Source organism: Maribacter sp. 1_MG-2023, assembly GCF_030547005.1.
Classification (GTDB): Bacteria; Bacteroidota; Bacteroidia; order Flavobacteriales; family Flavobacteriaceae; genus Maribacter.
This window is the reverse complement of sequence record NZ_JAUOPN010000001.1, coordinates 73,748-90,906: the sequence shown is the minus strand read 5'-3', so window position 1 is coordinate 90,906 and position 17,159 is coordinate 73,748. Positions and strand designations below refer to the sequence as shown.

Sequence of the window (17,159 nt, the reverse complement as noted above, 5' to 3'; positions counted from 1 at the left end):
TGACTTCCGAAAATATAATTACTTCTTCCAAACTGTTTTAAATGTCTCAAAAACGATCAGCATTTCTTCGGTTGGTTCTTCTCCGTTTTCAACCATTACACTTTGAAAGAAATCCCAATGCGCTTTTCTCCATTTTTGAAGAGGCTCTATATCAGTCCCTATATCTAAAGCCGCTAAAGATTCTGAAAGTTGATTGAAAGGTATCGTGTCAACCTTTGTTATTTCAACAATAGCTTGTGCTTTACCATCAAAATCTGTAATAATATGATTTGTGCCAATTTGCGGCAAGTCAGCTTCTGCTTCAACATACCATTTATACAATCCTGAAGTAGTAGCGGTCTTTTTTCCGTTTACTGTCAACGCTGCCAATCTATCGGCATCTTCTTTATTATCATGAAAAAACCAAGATTCTGGTAATTCTTCTTTGTTAGCTTGAGGGGTAGATACGATATAGTCATTCCACATTTCATAGACAGATGCGTCAATACCATTTTCTGTTAGTATTTCTTTCTTAGCGTCGTTCTTGCAGCTAATGAATATTAAAACCAGGAAAATGGATAGATGTTTCATAATATTTTAGGAATAATAAATTCAGATTGTAATATCACCTATTCCAACTCAAAAACAACATTTCTCTCCTTATTATTCTTATACATTGTCTTCGGACCAATATCTCTGTTCGCAGTTGAGCTATAGTTTTTATTATTTGGGTTTAGAATATAGTCGAGTTGATGTTCGATCATCTTTTCAAACGGAACTAGGAAGTCCGTCGTATAACATTGTTCCACTCCACCTTTGTTAAGCAAGTTTAAAACTGTATAAACCGATTCAATCGTACTAAGACAAAGCGCCTCTGGCTGCTGCTTGATTATAAACTTTGATTCTATACTATTATCAAAACTCACTCTTTTCAATTTTTGCAAGTTGGTACTTAGCTTGAGCATTTTACGGGCGCAGGGCCATGTGCCATCTAGAATGAAGAGGTGAGGATTTTTACCCATAAAAGAATTCATTTCTGAACCTTTTCTTTTAGATAGATTAAAACTCTCTTTACCAGGATAGAGTAAGAAAGAACCAATTTCTTCATTAGTCAAAATTTCATTTACACGATCATTCTTACTAAAATCTACACCAACTATAATTTCTGAATTTGCGAGCTGAAGATTCGTCATATACCCTGTTCCATTCTTTTCTTTCTTGTACTCCTTAGGGTGCATCAAAATTATGAAACGTGTTTTAGTCTCGACAGTTCTAATGTGATTACAAATACAGGTGCTCGAAGGCCGCATGCATTTGTAACATTTTACTCTTGGATTATTATTTTGGACTTGCAATATAAATTACTTTTGTTTTTCCTTCTTACTTTATCAACTTCTTCATTTCCTCAACAATATTAAAAGCAGCAGGGCAAATAGCTACATTTTTAAGGGTAAGGTTACTTATTTGCTGAAACTTCTTTCTATCTGTATGCGGAAATTCACGACATGCTTTTGGGCGAACATCGTAAATAGAACAGTAATTATCGGATCCTAAAAAAGTACAGGGCGTTTCTTGCAGTACAAAATCATTTTCTTCATCGACCCGTAAATAGGTTTCAATGAATTTTTGGGGTTTCATTCGAAACGACTTTGAAATACGCTCCACATCTGCATTGGTAAATAACGGTCCTGTGGTTTTGCAACAATTGGCACAGGTTAAACAATCTGTACGTTCAAATTCCGCCTCATGAAGTTCTTGCATGATATAGTCCAGATTCTTTGGCGGCTTCTTCCGTAGCTTGACAAAGAACTTTTTATTCTCGTTATGTTTTTCTTTTGCCTTTTGCGGCAGTTCACGTAAAACCTCTTCCATGTGCGAAATTAATTCTTCAAAACTAGGAAAGTAGTACCAAAAAGCGAGACTTTTGTAGCTAGAAATACAAGAATTTTGAACAAAGACATATTAGGTACTGCACTTTTAGATTTTCAGAACGGAAACTATTCTGAAGATATCATTACGTATTCATCACTACTTGAAGATGATGTTTTACCCTTACCCTATATGTTCAGAGGTTTTAAAGAAATGCCAGAGCTAGAGCAAAAAGCTTTACAATTATGTAAAGGCAACGTGCTAGATGTTGGTTGTGGCGCCGGTAGCCATGGGCTGTATTTACAAGAAAAAGAGTTTCAGGTTATAGGGCTAGATGCATCTAAAGGCGCAATTGAAGTCAGTACACTTCGCGGACTCAAAAAAACTGTACACTCCGAACTCTTAAAATACGAAGATGAGAAATTCGATACGATTCTAATTTTAATGAACGGCGTGGGTTTGGCAGGTACGTTAGACGGACTAGAACCTTTCTTCTCTAAATTAAAATCGCTTTTAAAAGAAGACGGGCAAATTCTGCTAGACTCCAGCGACATTATTTACATGTTCGAAGATGACGAAGATGGCGGGTACTGGATTCCGGATAACGTTAATTACTACGGTGAAGTAAGCTTTAAAATGGAATATAAAAAGGAAAGGAGTGCATCTTTCCCGTGGTTATATGTAGACTATAACACCTTACAAAGAGCAGCAAATTATAGTAATTTAACATGTGACCTTGTAATGGAAGGCGAACATTACGACTATTTAGCAAGATTGACGCATATGAAGTAATAGCGACTCTTTTTTTTCGTTATGCTATTTGTACAAAACAATTTTATGAATAAGTTCAAAAGTTTATTGCTAATTGGTATTATGGCATTTGCCGTTTCTTGCTCTAAAAGTTCTTCAGATTCTGATGGTGACAATTCAGAAGCCAAAGTTGACAAGGCTGCTAATTTACTGGCAACAGGTGATTCTGCTAAAGACATTCTCTCTAACGATACCTACGATAAACTTCTAATTGAAATAGCATATGTAACCGGTTTTAAACCGACCGAAGCTGCAATGACAGATTTTACAGCGTATCTAAAAGAGCACACCTTCAAAGAAGATATTGAGTTAGTATATAAAGAATTATCTAGCCCGTCAGAAGATGAACTTACACTACAAGAAATTGCAGATTTAGAAACCTCGAACAGAACAGCCTTTAATACAGGTAGCACATTGGCTATCTATATTTACTTTGCAGATACGCCAGCAGAAGGTGATGATTTAGAAGGCGGTCTTGTAACGTTAGGTTCTGTTTACCGCAACACTTCTATGGTTATACATGAAGCTACCGTAAGAGATTTAGCTAGTTTGAGTTCTTCTATTAGCGAAGCGGATGTAGAAACCACCACTTTAAATCACGAGTTCGGACACCTTTTCGGTTTGGTCAATTTAGGTTCTGATATGGTAAATGACCATGAGTCTGAATCTGAAAACGAAGATGGTCAGCTAGTAGCTGATAACCATTGCAACCAAGCTGTTTGCCTTATGCGTGCAGAATTACAATTCGGTGGTTCTTCTGGTAAATCTTTACAATCTAATACCCTTGCCCAATATGAAGACGGCGTAAAATCTGGCTGTAGATTATCTGGCACAACCGTCTTAAGCTTGTTACAACAGCACACTGCTAAAACTACAAACACGGTACCTTTAGATGCCGAATGTGTATTAGATATTCAAGCTAACGGAGGGCGTTAAACAATATCCATATATTTTAAGGGATATTCAAATACTTGTGTGTTTGCAATGACACTTTCCATTTTGGGTTGTTCATTACATAGTCAACAATCATGGGTACCACTTTATCTCGAACACTCCATTCTGGCTGCAAGTATAAAATGCAATTAGTATTAGTTTTCGCAGCTTGTTCTTCAGCAAAAATTAAATCGTGCTTATTATAAACAATCACCTTTAGCTCATGGGCATCGTCATAAATACGACCTTCAGGTAATTTATTCTTTTTTGGAGAAAGACAGATCCAATCCCAATCCCCAGAAAGCGTGTAGGCACCAGAAGTTTCAATATGTGTTTTTAGACCTTTATTCTTTAATGCTTTTGTAATAGGGTTCATATCCCACATTAATGGTTCTCCTCCTGTAATAACAATAGTATCAGAATACTTAGCGGCATTATCAACAATTTGTTCGATGGCAGTAGGCGGATGCGTTTCTGCATTCCAGCTTTCTTTTACATCACACCAATGGCAACCAACATCACACCCGCCAACACGAATAAAGTAAGCTGCAGTTCCTTTATGAAAGCCTTCACCCTGTATGGTGTAAAACTCTTCCATTAAGGGTAAATACACCCCTTTATTCACTTTCTCAAGTACCTCCTCATTTTTCATTCGGCAAAGATACGTTTTAGTTGACAAATTCTGTTAGAAGTAGACATCGGTAAATTCTGTACTCAGGCACGTACTGTTCGCACATTAAATGTTAAAAAGTCGTGACATTTAAGGCTGCACATGTCTTTAGGTTTGGTTAAAAATCCCCTATTTTTATCGAAAATATATAAAATGGCCGGTACCGAAGATTTTTTTGACCATATAGAAAAGGGATATACTACGAAAGGCGATTACATTAATATGGGCGCAGCTATGCTTAATGGTGAAGCTGTTACTAATGCATTCGTAAAAATTCCGTTAAAAACTTTAAACAGGCACGGGCTTATTGCAGGTGCTACGGGTACTGGTAAAACAAAAACATTGCAAGTGCTTGCAGAGAATTTATCTGAAAAAGGTATCCCTGTAATGTTGATGGATTTAAAAGGAGATTTAAGCGGATTGGCACAACCTAGTCCCGGTCACGCAAAAATAGACGAACGCCATGCTAAAATCGGTTTTCCTTTTGAAGCAAGTAGCTTTCCTGTTGAGATACTTTCGTTATCTGAGCAAGACGGTGTTAAGTTGAGAGCCACGGTTTCTGAATTTGGCCCTGTATTATTATCACGTATACTTGACCTCTCTGAAACGCAATCAGGTATTGTTGCCGTTGTATTTAAATACTGTGATGACCAAAAAATGCCGTTGCTAGATTTAAAAGATTTCAAAAAAGTATTGCAATATGCAACAGGAGCCGGTAAGGCAGAATTTACAAAAGAATATGGTCGTATTTCTACAAGTTCTACCGGTACCATTCTTAGAAAAATCATAGAGTTAGAGCAACAAGGTGCAGAATTGTTCTTTGGCGAAAAGTCTTTTGATGTAAATGACCTAACCCGTATTGATGAGAAAGGTAGAGGCTATATCAACATTTTACGCCTAACTGATATTCAAGACAGACCAAAGTTATTCTCTACGTTTATGTTAAGTTTATTAGCAGAAATATATGACACGTTTCCAGAACAGGGCGATAGCGACAGACCAGAATTAATATTGTTTATAGATGAAGCACATCTTATTTTCAAAGAAGCTTCAAAAGCATTGCTGGATCAAATAGAAAGTATTGTTAAACTGATACGTTCAAAAGGAATTGGCTTGTATTTTGTAACCCAAAACCCAACAGATGTACCAAATGATGTATTGTCTCAATTAGGGTTAAAAGTGCAACATGCATTAAGGGCATTTACCGCTAGAGATAGAAAAGCAATTAAATTGACGGCAGAAAACTACCCTGAATCTGAGTTTTACGATACCAAAGAAGTACTTACCTCATTGGGTATTGGTGAAGCTTTGATATCTGCATTAGATGAAAAAGGCAGACCTACGCCACTTGCAGCCACATTACTGCGTGCACCTATGAGCCGTATGGATGTCTTGACAGATAAAGAATTAAAAGAAGTAAATAACAGTTCTTCATTGGTTAAAAAATATGGTGAAATCATCGATAGAGAAAGTGCTTATGAAATTCTAAATGAAAAGATAGAAACTGCAGAAAAATTAGCTGAAAAAGAAAAGAGTAAGCCTGCTGCAAGAAAAAAAACAAGCCGAGCGAGTACTAGACAAAACCCGGTTATTAAGGTATTAACAAGCGCTACTTTTATTAGAGGCGTACTTGGAGTATTAAAAAAAGTGATGAGATAGCATATGAAGTTTAGATATACCCTTTTATTAATTTTCTGTTGTGGTTTACTAATAAATTGCACTGAAGAAAAAAATACAGATTTTCAAATATCTGGTGATCAAGTTGGTAGATTATCAAAGGAAAGCTTAGCACGCGATATTGAATTAATTTTCGAAAAAGACTCGGTAATACAAGATACTGTCAAGCTAAATTTCGGTAATGGTGCAAGTAAAATAAAAATCTTTGAAAAAGGTGGTGCTTTACTATTGACGTTAACACCGAATAACGATAGCATTGCTACTATACAGAATGTAATGGTCAATGATGAACGATTTGTTACAGATAAGGGCATTTCTAAACTGAGTACTTTTAAAGAAATACGAGAAAACTATCCTATTAAAAAAATCATAAGCGCTATTAATAATGTAGTGGTTCTATTGAAGGATAGTGATTTATATTTCACTATTGATAAAAAAGAATTACCGGAAAGCCTACGATACAATACCAATAGTACAATTGAAGAGGTACAAATACCAGATACTGCAAAAGTAAAATACATGATGGTAGGATGGGATTGATATTCTTAATACCCTAAAATTTGATTTCCTTCGGATAACTTCTATACATTTCAAAATTTTATCAGGTGCCAGTATTCCTTCAAAAGCTTATACCTAAATTAATAGGTTTCTACCTTAATATCCTTGTTTGGTTTTCTCCAAAGAAAGCCGCTTACAAGGCTTTTTTAGTATTCACAAAGGTTAGAAAAGGTCGTGTACTACCAAATCAAAAAGCATTTTTAGACCAAGCCAAATTAGAGGTATTATCATTAGATGAAAATGAAATTCAAGTATACAACTGGTCAGGAAACAAAGAAACAGTTGTACTTGTTCACGGTTGGGAAAGCAATACCTGGCGCTGGCATAAACTCATAGAAACATTACAGGAAGCAGATTACAATATCATTGCTTTTGATGCTCCTGCACATGGGTATTCTTCAGGCGACATGTTACATGTGCCACTTTATGCAGAAACCATACAGCAGGTATTAAATAAATACAAACCAACAATAGTCATAGGACATTCTATGGGAGGTATGACTGTTTTATATAATGAATCTTTACACCCAAACAAAACTTTAGAAAAAATAGTTACGATAGGCTCACCATCAGAATTTCATGAAATACTTACGCACTACAAAAACTTGTTAGGATTTAATAGTAAAGTTTTAAAAGCACTAAAAAACTTAGTGTACAACAAATTTAAATTTACGGCAGAAGAATTTTCTAGTTCCAAATTTGTTAAAACTAACCAGAAAAAAGGATTACTTTTTCATGACAGGTTTGATATGATAGCTCCGTACCACGCCTCTGTTGATGTACATAAACATTGGAAAGGAAGTGAATTTGTAAGCACTGAAGGTTTAGGTCATTCTATGCACCAAGATGGGGTAAATGAAAAGATTGTTTCTTTTTTAGAAGGATAATTTCCGATTGTATACAGCACACCCAAAAGTCACTTTTTATTTAAATTTAAAATAAAAATGGCAAAATCAAACAACATACCACAAATACAGAACGAAGAGCAGTACGAAGCTTTAGTAGACAAAGGATACAGTAAAGAAAAAGCTGCAAGAATAGCAAACACTAAAGATGCGGGAAAGAAAGGCGGTAAAGCTTCTACCTATGAAGAAAGAACTAAAAAAGAGCTTTATGACCAAGCTAAAGAAATTGGTATTGACGGACGTTCCAAAATGAGCAAAAAAGAGTTAATTTCAGCCTTAAGAAATAACTGATTATGCAAAACGTAACACCTTTCCATATTGCCATTCCCGTTCATAACTTAGCGGAATGCAGAACCTTTTATAGAGACATCTTAAATTGCGAAGAAGGTCGTAGTAGTGACCACTGGGTAGATTTCAATTTATTCGGACATCAATTAGTAATCCATTATAAACCTAAATCTGAGACAGAAAGTGTGCACCATAATCCTGTAGATGGTCATGATGTTCCCGTACCACATTACGGAGTAGTTTTACCTTGGGATGTATTTCAAAGCTTTTCAGAGGAGCTGAAATCAAAAGGTGTAAAGTTCGTCATTGAACCATATGTTCGTTTTGCAGGTAAAGTTGGCGAACAAGCTACCATGTTTTTCTATGACCCAGCAGGTAATGCTTTAGAGTTTAAAGCTTTCAAAGATATGGGGCAGTTGTTTGCGAAATAGACTTTACAAATGTTAAAGACCTATAATTACTTATTAAATAGTTTTCTTTTATTGATTACAACTTCGTTAACCATAAGTTGTGGACCAAAGATTGTAAAACATTCTGATTCATTCACTGATAGTAAAACCTCTACATTAAAAACTATTAAGGATAGAGACACTCTTAGAGTTGGTACTACGGGAGATTTTATGCCTTTTTCTTATAAAATCGATTCCAATAAAATCTATGCAGGCTTAGACATAGAAATGGCTAAGACTTTAGCTAAATCTCTTGACGTAGAAGTAGCATTTATTGAGACTAGCTGGCCAACATTAATGGAAGATTTAAGGAATGGTAAATTTGATATTGGAATGAGTGGTATAACCATTACTCCAGAACGACAGACAAAGGCATTTTTTAGTATACCCGTTTTATCTAGTGGAAAGGCAGCTATTACAAGAGATGAAAACTCACTTAATTATAATAGCATTGAAAAAATCAATAAACAAAACGTAAGAGTTATTTTTAATCCTGGCGGCACCAATGAAGCTTTTGCTAGAGCAAATTTCCCAAAGGCTAGGCTCATACTCAACGATAACAATTTAGATATTTTTCAAAAATTAGTGGACGGTGAAGCTGATGTTATGGTAACCGATGCAGTAGAAACGCTTATGCAAGAACAAATTCACAAAGAACTGGAGGCAGTTAACCCCAACCAACCTTTCAATTTTTTCGATTTTGGATATTTGATTGAAAAAGATGCTGTTTTTAAGACCGTAATTGATAATTGGCTATTATCTCAACAAAAGGATAGCGTTGTTTTTAAATTGTTAAAGAAAGAAATTATCAACTTAAATTAACTATCTACTGTGACCAAGAAGTCGGTACTCTATCCCAACGATGCTTTTTTAATTCTTCATACAGTTCATTAGACAATAATTTACCATCACTGGTGGCAGTATTTGCCAATACATTGCGTTGTTTACGCATACCAGGTATGGTTGTACCAACATTATCATTCATTAGAATAAAACGCAATGCCATTTCTGCCATGGTCATACCTTCAGGTATCAAAGGCCGTAAAGCATCTGCATGCTCAACAGAAGAAATTAAATTCTCGGGAACAAAATATGTTCCGCGCCAATCGCCTTCAGGGAAAGTGGTTTCTTTGGTCATCGTACCCGTTAATGTTCCTTCATCAAAAGGTACACGTGCAATGGTTGCTATGTCTAGCTCTTTACAGAGCGGAAACAAGTTATCTATTGGTGCTTGATCGAATATGTTGTAAATGACCTGTACAGCATCTAGCAATCCTGTTTTTAAGGCTTTTATTCCATTTTCAGGCTCCCAACGATTCATACTAATACCCATTGCAGCTACTTTACCTGAAGTTTTTAAATCTTCAATAGCGCGCTGCCATTCCTCCCTATCACTCCAACCGTCATCCCAAGTATGAAATTGCATGAGGTCTAGTTGCTCCAAACCTAAATTCTTCAAAGTTTTATGAGTGTATTCCATAATATGTTCTGTTAGATAAGAATCCTCAAAAGCATATTCAGGTTTTGCTGGCCATTGAAAGTTTTTTGGCGGAATTTTACTTGCTGTATATATTTTCTTAGAAGGATGTCTCTTTACCAACTCCCCAAGCAACTCCTCACTATGGCCTTCTCCGTAACCCCAAGCGGTATCAAAGAAATTAACTCCGTTTTCAACTGCCAGATCTAATGATTTCGCAGATTGGGCATCATCACTAGCCGTCCAACCAGCCATTCCCCACATTCCGTATCCTACTTCACTTACTTGCCAATCTGTACGCCCGAATCTTCTGTATTTCATTCTTTAGAATCTTATCCTTTTATTATTAAATCTTGATTTACCTAATAGACCGTTTTCGCCAACCTAAAATCAAAGATTCTCGATATTAATTTTTTGCACCTCAAAATTCATTAGAAGTGACACTTATATTTTAACTGAACTATTATTTTTACTTATACCTCCAACTTGTCAAATCTGCCCCTTTGGGTGCACTTTTTTCTATACGTTCCATAATCTTTGGTACATACATAGTATTATATCTTAAGCGAGTAATTGCATTTGGTTGGTCTGGATCTCCGTTCCAACAATGTTCGTCTCTATCTCCATATTTTACTTCTCCCTCATAATAAGGATCTGTAGTACTTTCCAAGAAATCTTCCATTAGGTATACAGCATTGTTGAGGTAGTAGTTATCCATATCTCCACAATAGATATGAATTTTACCTTTTAGATTATCACCTAATTTATCCCAGTCTCGTTCTAGAATATGTCTTAAATCGAAATTCTCTTTCCAGTATTCAGCAACCTCATGGTCGATATCGCCTGTCTTTTTATCCCAAATTCTCTCTGGGTACCCATCTTCCCCTTGTGGTGAATAGGTAGCCTCCCAAATATCCCATTGTTGACCTGATCTTGACTTATCACCCAATACTAATTCTAAGTGATTTCCTTGTTTTAAGGTAGATTGAATTTGACCTAAGTAATTTCTATGCGATGGTACTTCTAAAGTTTTATGTGCACTCTTATAGAAGTAGGCATTTTCATCATCGTATATATTCGTTAAGGTATACGCTCTAAAATCTATCGGATCTGGGCATGCCGCAAAACAACCGTTATATTCATCTGGGTATTTCACCTGAACCGCCAAAGCTTCCCAACCACCGGTTGAACCGCCATATAGAAAACGAGACCACCCCTCTCCCATTCCTCTAAATTGTTTTTCTATTTCAGGAATAAGTTCATAGGTAATGGCGTCGCCATACGGACCTTGATTAGCGGAGTTTACTGCATATGAATCATCGTAATATGGTGTAGGATGCTGAATCTCGATTATAATAAAACGAGGGAAATCTGGCTCGTTCCAACGTTTATAAAAATCGTAAGCTTCTTGTTGTTGAATAACATTATAGCCTTCTAAACTAAATCGTTCAGAATATTCTGGTTTCATTTTAGGATCTGGAGGCGTAGTTCTGAATCCGCCAAAATCTGAAGGAAAATGTCCGTGAAAAACCATCAGTGGATACTTAGCTTCTGGATGTTCTTCAAATCCTTTTGGCAGCAATACATGCGCTCCTAAGAAAATATCACGTCCCCAAAACTCAGAAAGCTTTTCTGACTTCACTTTTACATGCTTAATCCACTTAGTATCTTCTGGTTCTTCAATTGGTGCAATCACCTGATCTAAATCGACCGACACATTTTCAAATCCGTTACCAGCAACTCTAATTTTAAATGGTTTGCTATATAAGTTACCAGGAGATTTATTCCATTGTTGTCCCTCGCCATTATCCATAGGCAACTTTACGGTATGACCGGTAGAAAGATTAAAAGTTTCATATACGTTCAAAAGCGCCTGTACATTATACTCACCCGGCGGAACATCTTTTAAGCTTTCGTACGGATACCCAAAAACATTCTCATCAAAAGTTATAACTGAATCCTTAGCCCAATTCTCCACATTCACACCGAATATCAGTTGTGTATTGAGTCCGTCATTGATTTGAAACCGAGGTTCATTACTATCATCTGTAGAAAGCATGAGCAGCAAACGACCATCTTTAACCAAAGAATCTACCTCAGCAGAATAACTAACCTTTATTGAAAATTTATGCTCTAATTTAGGAGGTTCCGTACATCCAATTACAAAAGCAACGACCACTAGTACCAAAAGAATTTTTCTCATAAGGATAAATGTTTCACAAAAGGTACAGCATTCTAAATTCACATCAAATACCAAGACTAATATTTCACCGTTTTATATACATGTCCTATTTATTTGACAGCATAAATCCTTTATTATGAAAAAACTACTATACACTTTATTAATAGGAATTTCAATAACCGGACTAGCAAGTTGTGATTATGATGACAGTAATGACATTGATATCTTAACTCCAAATGACACTACAGAAACAGGAGTAGAAATCAAGAAATTACCGGCATAAAAAAAGCCTCACAATTATATTGCAAGGCTCATTTTATAAATTTCTACGGAAATTAGTTTCTACTTCTATGTCTCTCACGAGCTAACAATGTATTTTTCAATAGCATTGCAATCGTCATAGGACCAACGCCTCCAGGTACGGGAGTTATGAATGATGCTTTTTTACTTACATTTTCAAAGTCAACATCACCCGTAATATAATATCCTTTTTCTTTAGTTTCGTCTGGTACTCTAGTAATACCCACATCAATTACAACAGCATCATCTTTCACCATTTCTGCTTTTAAGAATTTAGGTACCCCTAATGCAGAAATAACAATATCTGCCTGCGAAATAATTTGTGTAATGTTTTTTGTATGACTATGAGTAAGGGTTACGGTCGAATTACCTGGCCATCCTTTTCTACCCATTAAAATACTCATTGGTCTACCTACAATATGACTACGACCAATAACTACGGTATGTTTACCTTTTGTATCTACCTTGTAGCGTTCTAATAATTCAAGAATACCGAACGGAGTAGCAGGTATGAACGTACTCATATCCAAAGCCATTTTACCGAAATTGGTAGGATGAAATCCGTCAACATCCTTATCTGGATCTACGGCCATAATTACCTTTTGGGTATCTATTTGTTCTGGTAACGGTAGTTGAACAATAAAACCATCGATGTCATCATTAACGTTCAATTCTTTAATCTTGTTCAATAACTCTTGTTCAGAGGTAGTACTCGGCATTTGAATTAAAGTAGATTCAAAACCTATACGCTCGCAAGAACGAACTTTACTACCTACATAGGTTAAACTAGCGCCATCACTACCAACAATAATTGCTGCCAAGTGTGGTACTTTTTCACCACGTTCTTTCATCTTGGCAACCTCGGCCTTGATCTCCTCTTTTATTTCGTTGGATACTTTTTTACCATCCAATAATTCCATATCCGCTTCTTTTTAAGTTGTGTTGTTTGGTTGTTATTTCATTCCTTTCATGGCGCCCATCATCTGCATCATCTTCTTACCGCCGCCGCCTTGCATCATTTTCATCATCTTGCTCATTTGATCAAATTGCTTTAAAAGCTGATTGATTTCTTGAACTTCTCTACCTGCACCCTTTGCAATACGTTTTTTTCTACTAGCATTTAATTTAGAAGGTGTAGAACGTTCTTCTGGTGTCATTGAATAAATAATAGCTTCAATATGCTTAAAGGCATCATCATCAATATCTAAACCTTTTAAGGCTTTTCCTGCACCAGGAATCATCCCCATAAGGTCTTTCATATTACCCATTTTCTTAATTTGCTGAATTTGGCTCAGGAAATCATCGAATCCGAATTTATTCTTGGCAATCTTCTTTTGAATCTTTCTAGCTTCCTCTTCATCAAACTGTTCTTGCGCTCTTTCTACAAGTGAAATAACATCACCCATACCCAAGATACGATCTGCCATACGTGATGGATAGAAAACATCAATAGCTTCCATCTTTTCACCAGTACCTATAAATTTAATTGGCTTATCAACAACCGACTTAATAGATATAGCGGCACCACCACGGGTATCACCATCTAATTTGGTTAAGATAACACCGTCAAAATTTAAGATATCGTTAAAGGCTTTTGCCGTATTCACAGCATCTTGACCCGTCATAGAATCTACAACGAACAATGTTTCTTGAGGCTGTATTGCTTTATGAATATCAGATATCTCTGCCATCATTTTCTCATCTACAGCTAAACGACCAGCGGTATCAATTATAACAACATTAAAACCTTCTGCCTTTGCCTTAGCAATACCTGCTTGAGCAATAGAAACCGGATCTGTATTTTCTCTATCTGAATATACAGGAACATCAATTTGCTCACCTACTACGTGCAATTGATCTATTGCCGCCGGACGATAAACATCACAAGCAACCAATAATGGTTTTTTAGATTTTTTTGTTTTTAGGAAATTTGCAAGCTTACCAGAAAAGGTAGTCTTACCAGAACCCTGCAAACCGGACATTAAAATAATAGACGGATTGCCAGATAGATTAATACCTTCAGATTCACCACCCATTAATTGAGTTAATTCATCTTTTACAATCTTGACCATTAGCTGACCAGGTTGTAAGGTGGTCAATACATCTTGCCCCAATGCCTTTTCTTTTACCTTATTGGTAAATTCTTTGGCTATTTTAAAGTTAACATCCGCATCCAATAAGGCTCGGCGTACTTCTTTGGTAGTCTCTGCAACATTAATTTCTGTAATCTGACCATGTCCTTTTAGTACATGTAAAGCCTTATCTAGCTTATCGCTTAAATTATCGAACATTCTTTTCTTTTTTAAGGGGTTACAAATTTAATAATATCAGCGTAAATTCAGTAGCAAGTACCATAAAATAAACAAAACAAAAGAGCACCCATTATAAAATGGATGCTCTAAACTTAGTTGTGGGGCAAAAAAGGTATTACATTTTCATAAGCTGCAAGTTCAAAACCTCCATCAATACCGCCAACGAGGCCCAACTCTTTACTGTTGACGGTATATTTCTGGATGTTCTAATCTTACTATCTTTCTAAAACTAAATGGTCATATAAACCAGTATCATTTTCATGTTTAAGCTCTATTCTTGTTTCATCTATCTCTAGAATTTGATAATCGTTTGCCAAAGGCTCGTAATTACTACCTGTTTCAAAAGAAATAATCATTTCTAACTTACCGCTAAATGCATTTCTATATACAAACCACGTGCCATTGCTATAGACTTCTCCTTCTAAATTTCTAACTTCTAAAGTGCCGTCATTTTCCAAGTACAATTTTACATCTGCAAAAAGTACTGTAGACTCATCATCATTTTCAGAGAAGTAAGCCACATCCCATTCCATATTGTTGAATATGCTTTTTATGAAAGTGATATCTTCTTCTTCATCGTTATCCACGATACAATTTTTAACGATCACCAATTCATAGAATTCCTCTTCTACATTGAATTTTACCATTCCTTCTTCAAGATCCGTCAACAACCAATCGAAACTTACCGCTGGTTCATCATCCATGTTAATAGCAACTACCAATCTACCTTGTGTATTTGTGGTAACAACCCAAGTACCTTCAGAAACAGTTGCATCATTAGTTAGAGTTACAATACCATCTGCTTGAAATTCAAATTCGCTACCTAATAATCTATTGATCTGGTCTCCGTTATTTTTCACTCTTTTAACAATCCAAGAGCAATCACTTAAGGTTTCAGTGATACTTTCAATAGTCACTTCTTCTAAGTCTTCATCGCAGAATTGCTTCATAACAACTCGATTACTATCGCCACTGTACAATTTAATTTTATCATCTCCTAAGTCGTAGACATCCCACTCTAGGTTAAAATCGGTAGAATTCTCGAATTCCATCGTAAGTTTTGCACCATCATCTCCAACGGTTGTTGTCCAAGTACCTTCAACTACAGTTGCACCGTTAAACCCAGTACTTACCGTACCATCTTCTTTAAAGTTTAAAATGTAATTTACGTATTGCGGCGTCTGGTCAATATCGTTTCTTTTAAACTCTGTTACGAACCACACACACTCTATTAATTCTTCATTTAACTCATCTTGGTCAAAATCATCATCGTTGTAATCATCGTCATCATCTTCATCGCAATCGTCTTTTGCATTTTCAATCGCAATTGCTAATTCTTCATTACTCTCTACTACAATGGTAGTTTCATCTGATAATTTTAAAGTCACAGGAAAATCAAAACTTATTAAATTATCACCCCCTAAATCTTTAAAGAACAAACGCAACTCGCGATCACTTGTAACCTCAACAGTACTAGTCTGCTCTAGATTTACATTGAATGTAAATAGAGTCATTGGGTAAACAAAATCTATACATTCTATATCATCATCTTCACCGCCTTCTTTACAATCTGCTGCTAATGAACGTAACTCGTCAAAACCATTAATTGTAATTTCAGAGAAATCACCTGCAGTTATGGTAATAGGGAAAATGATATCTAGAAGATTTTCATCATCCTCAACACTATCAAAAATGGCTTCTATTTGTTCAATATCTTCTTCAGAATCGATAGTAAGTGTTATTCCATTTACTTCTACCGTGTATGGAAAATTGATTTCATAACAACTTGTACCATCAACGATATTATCGCAAGAACCGTCGTTAGAACTGGTACGTTGAATTAAATCGGCGGTAGAAGAATTTGCTGTAATTGCAGTTGGTTCTTCACCGTTATTAATTTCTTCTATCTCATCTTGACAAGCAGTAAAGCTCAGTGCAATTGTTAGTAGGCTAACGTACATTGCATATTTGAAATATTTTTTCATAATGACTTGGTATTGTTTGTTATTATGCTTCTAAAACAACTGACTTTAAAAATACCCTACCTTCTTTTTAATATTTTTCAAATATCTTTGATAAAAAGCAATCTATTGAAAGCAGACCAACAATTAAATGTGTGCGAAGAGCAGGTTTACAAAAGGGTTTTTAACGAAACGTCTAAAACCATCTTCAATTATATTTATTACAAATTTGGCAATGAAGCGAAAGCGAATGATGCCGTACAAGAAGCATTTGTAAAGCTGTGGGAGAATTGCGCCAAGGTTGCACCAGAAAAAGCAAAATCATATTTGTACACGGTAGCGAACAATCTTTATCTTAATGTTATTAAGGCAGAAAAAGTACGGTTAAAATATGCCGATGCTACCATAAAGACCACCAATGAATCTCCAGAGTTTATTATGGAGGAAAATCAATTCAAAGAAAAATTGGATAATGCATTAAACGGTCTTCCAGAAAATCAACGCACTACTTTTTTATTAAATAGGATAGACGGAAAAAAATATGCCGAGATAGCCGAAATGGAAGGTGTAAGTGTCAAAGCAATCGAAAAAAGGATGCATTTAGCATTAAAAAGTTTACGAGAACAAATTGATGGAATTTAATTGGTTGTTGGTTGTTGGTTGTTGGTTGTTGGTTGTTGGAAATAAAATAATACTTTTTACTTAATACTTAATACTTAATACTTAATAAAAAAATAAAAAAGTAGGGTATTCATCTACTTAGTTGTTATACTAATACAAAGCTAAAAA

Annotated in this window: 19 protein-coding genes; 10 read left to right on the top strand and 9 right to left on the bottom strand. The window is 35.6% G+C overall.

The annotated features are described in order from the left end of the window. Positions 1–18 precede the first annotated feature (18 nt). The 3 genes from Q4500_RS00505 to Q4500_RS00495 are packed head-to-tail and all read right to left on the bottom strand — an operon-like array spanning position 19 to position 1,851. Positions 19–570, bottom strand: a complete 552-nt coding sequence (locus Q4500_RS00505; protein WP_303597803.1) for an ASCH domain-containing protein — start codon at positions 568–570, stop codon at positions 19–21. A gap of 38 nt (positions 571–608) precedes the next feature. Next, positions 609–1,334, bottom strand: coding sequence for a tRNA-uridine aminocarboxypropyltransferase (locus Q4500_RS00500; protein ID WP_303597802.1), 726 nt, complete (start codon positions 1,332–1,334; stop codon positions 609–611). A 25-nt stretch (positions 1,335–1,359) separates the two neighbouring features. Continuing rightward, entirely contained in the window at positions 1,360–1,851 is a 492-nt protein-coding gene (locus Q4500_RS00495) for a YkgJ family cysteine cluster protein (RefSeq protein WP_303597801.1), read from the bottom strand. Positions 1,852–1,926: 75 nt separating this feature from the next. Between Q4500_RS00495 and Q4500_RS00490 the strand changes: the two genes are divergently transcribed. Continuing rightward, on the top strand, positions 1,927–2,640 hold the full coding sequence (locus Q4500_RS00490) for a bifunctional 2-polyprenyl-6-hydroxyphenol methylase/3-demethylubiquinol 3-O-methyltransferase UbiG (RefSeq protein ID WP_303597800.1): 714 nt from the start codon (positions 1,927–1,929) through the stop codon (positions 2,638–2,640). A gap of 45 nt (positions 2,641–2,685) precedes the next feature. Further along, entirely contained in the window at positions 2,686–3,594 is a 909-nt protein-coding gene (locus Q4500_RS00485) for a hypothetical protein (RefSeq protein ID WP_303597799.1), read from the top strand. 16 nt (positions 3,595–3,610) lie between these two features. Here the strand turns inward: Q4500_RS00485 and Q4500_RS00480 are convergent, their stop codons facing one another. Continuing rightward, entirely contained in the window at positions 3,611–4,243 is a 633-nt protein-coding gene (locus Q4500_RS00480) for a 7-carboxy-7-deazaguanine synthase QueE (protein WP_303597798.1), read from the bottom strand. 171 nt (positions 4,244–4,414) lie between these two features. On the opposite strand from Q4500_RS00480, the gene Q4500_RS00475 reads away from it, so the two are divergent. The 6 genes from Q4500_RS00475 (at position 4,415) to Q4500_RS00450 (ending at position 8,960) form a co-directional block, all read left to right on the top strand. After that, the gene (locus Q4500_RS00475) at positions 4,415–5,920 is read left to right on the top strand and encodes a helicase HerA-like domain-containing protein (protein WP_303597797.1); all 1,506 of its coding nucleotides are present in this window, start codon (positions 4,415–4,417) and stop codon (positions 5,918–5,920) included. Between the two features lie 3 nt (positions 5,921–5,923). After that, positions 5,924–6,478, top strand: coding sequence for a hypothetical protein (locus tag Q4500_RS00470; protein WP_299796911.1), 555 nt, complete (start codon positions 5,924–5,926; stop codon positions 6,476–6,478). Between the two features lie 65 nt (positions 6,479–6,543). Beyond that, positions 6,544–7,383 carry an alpha/beta fold hydrolase gene (locus Q4500_RS00465; protein ID WP_303597796.1) on the top strand — a complete coding sequence of 280 codons (840 nt, stop codon included), beginning with the start codon at positions 6,544–6,546 and terminating at the stop codon, positions 7,381–7,383. A gap of 57 nt (positions 7,384–7,440) precedes the next feature. Next, positions 7,441–7,692, top strand: coding sequence for a Rho termination factor N-terminal domain-containing protein (locus Q4500_RS00460; RefSeq protein WP_299796917.1), 252 nt, complete (start codon positions 7,441–7,443; stop codon positions 7,690–7,692). Between the two features lie 2 nt (positions 7,693–7,694). Then, the gene (locus Q4500_RS00455; protein ID WP_299320990.1) at positions 7,695–8,120 is read left to right on the top strand and encodes a VOC family protein; all 426 of its coding nucleotides are present in this window, start codon (positions 7,695–7,697) and stop codon (positions 8,118–8,120) included. Positions 8,121–8,129: 9 nt separating this feature from the next. Continuing rightward, entirely contained in the window at positions 8,130–8,960 is an 831-nt protein-coding gene (locus Q4500_RS00450) for a transporter substrate-binding domain-containing protein (protein WP_303597795.1), read from the top strand. A 4-nt stretch (positions 8,961–8,964) separates the two neighbouring features. On the opposite strand, the gene Q4500_RS00445 is transcribed toward Q4500_RS00450, so the two are convergent. Beyond that, positions 8,965–9,936: an aldo/keto reductase gene (locus tag Q4500_RS00445; RefSeq protein ID WP_303597794.1), complete on the bottom strand. Its 972-nt coding sequence runs from the start codon at positions 9,934–9,936 to the stop codon at positions 8,965–8,967. Between the two features lie 148 nt (positions 9,937–10,084). Further along, entirely contained in the window at positions 10,085–11,818 is a 1,734-nt protein-coding gene (locus Q4500_RS00440; protein ID WP_303597793.1) for an alpha/beta hydrolase-fold protein, read from the bottom strand. Positions 11,819–11,933: 115 nt separating this feature from the next. On the opposite strand from Q4500_RS00440, the gene Q4500_RS00435 reads away from it, so the two are divergent. Then, entirely contained in the window at positions 11,934–12,080 is a 147-nt protein-coding gene (locus Q4500_RS00435) for a hypothetical protein (protein WP_303597792.1), read from the top strand. A gap of 52 nt (positions 12,081–12,132) precedes the next feature. On the opposite strand, the gene Q4500_RS00430 is transcribed toward Q4500_RS00435, so the two are convergent. The 3 genes from Q4500_RS00430 to Q4500_RS00420 form a co-directional block, all read right to left on the bottom strand. Continuing rightward, positions 12,133–13,017: a bifunctional 5,10-methylenetetrahydrofolate dehydrogenase/5,10-methenyltetrahydrofolate cyclohydrolase gene (locus tag Q4500_RS00430; protein WP_303597791.1), complete on the bottom strand. Its 885-nt coding sequence runs from the start codon at positions 13,015–13,017 to the stop codon at positions 12,133–12,135. A 33-nt stretch (positions 13,018–13,050) separates the two neighbouring features. Then, the gene (gene ffh, locus Q4500_RS00425) at positions 13,051–14,388 is read right to left on the bottom strand and encodes a signal recognition particle protein (RefSeq protein ID WP_303597790.1); all 1,338 of its coding nucleotides are present in this window, start codon (positions 14,386–14,388) and stop codon (positions 13,051–13,053) included. A 236-nt stretch (positions 14,389–14,624) separates the two neighbouring features. Continuing rightward, positions 14,625–16,394 (bottom strand): hypothetical protein, encoded by a 1,770-nt coding sequence (locus Q4500_RS00420; protein ID WP_303597789.1) that lies wholly within the window; start codon positions 16,392–16,394, stop codon positions 14,625–14,627. Between the two features lie 105 nt (positions 16,395–16,499). On the opposite strand from Q4500_RS00420, the gene Q4500_RS00415 reads away from it, so the two are divergent. Continuing rightward, on the top strand, positions 16,500–17,012 hold the full coding sequence (locus tag Q4500_RS00415) for an RNA polymerase sigma factor (protein ID WP_303597788.1): 513 nt from the start codon (positions 16,500–16,502) through the stop codon (positions 17,010–17,012). The last annotated feature ends 147 nt before the right edge of the window (positions 17,013–17,159 follow it).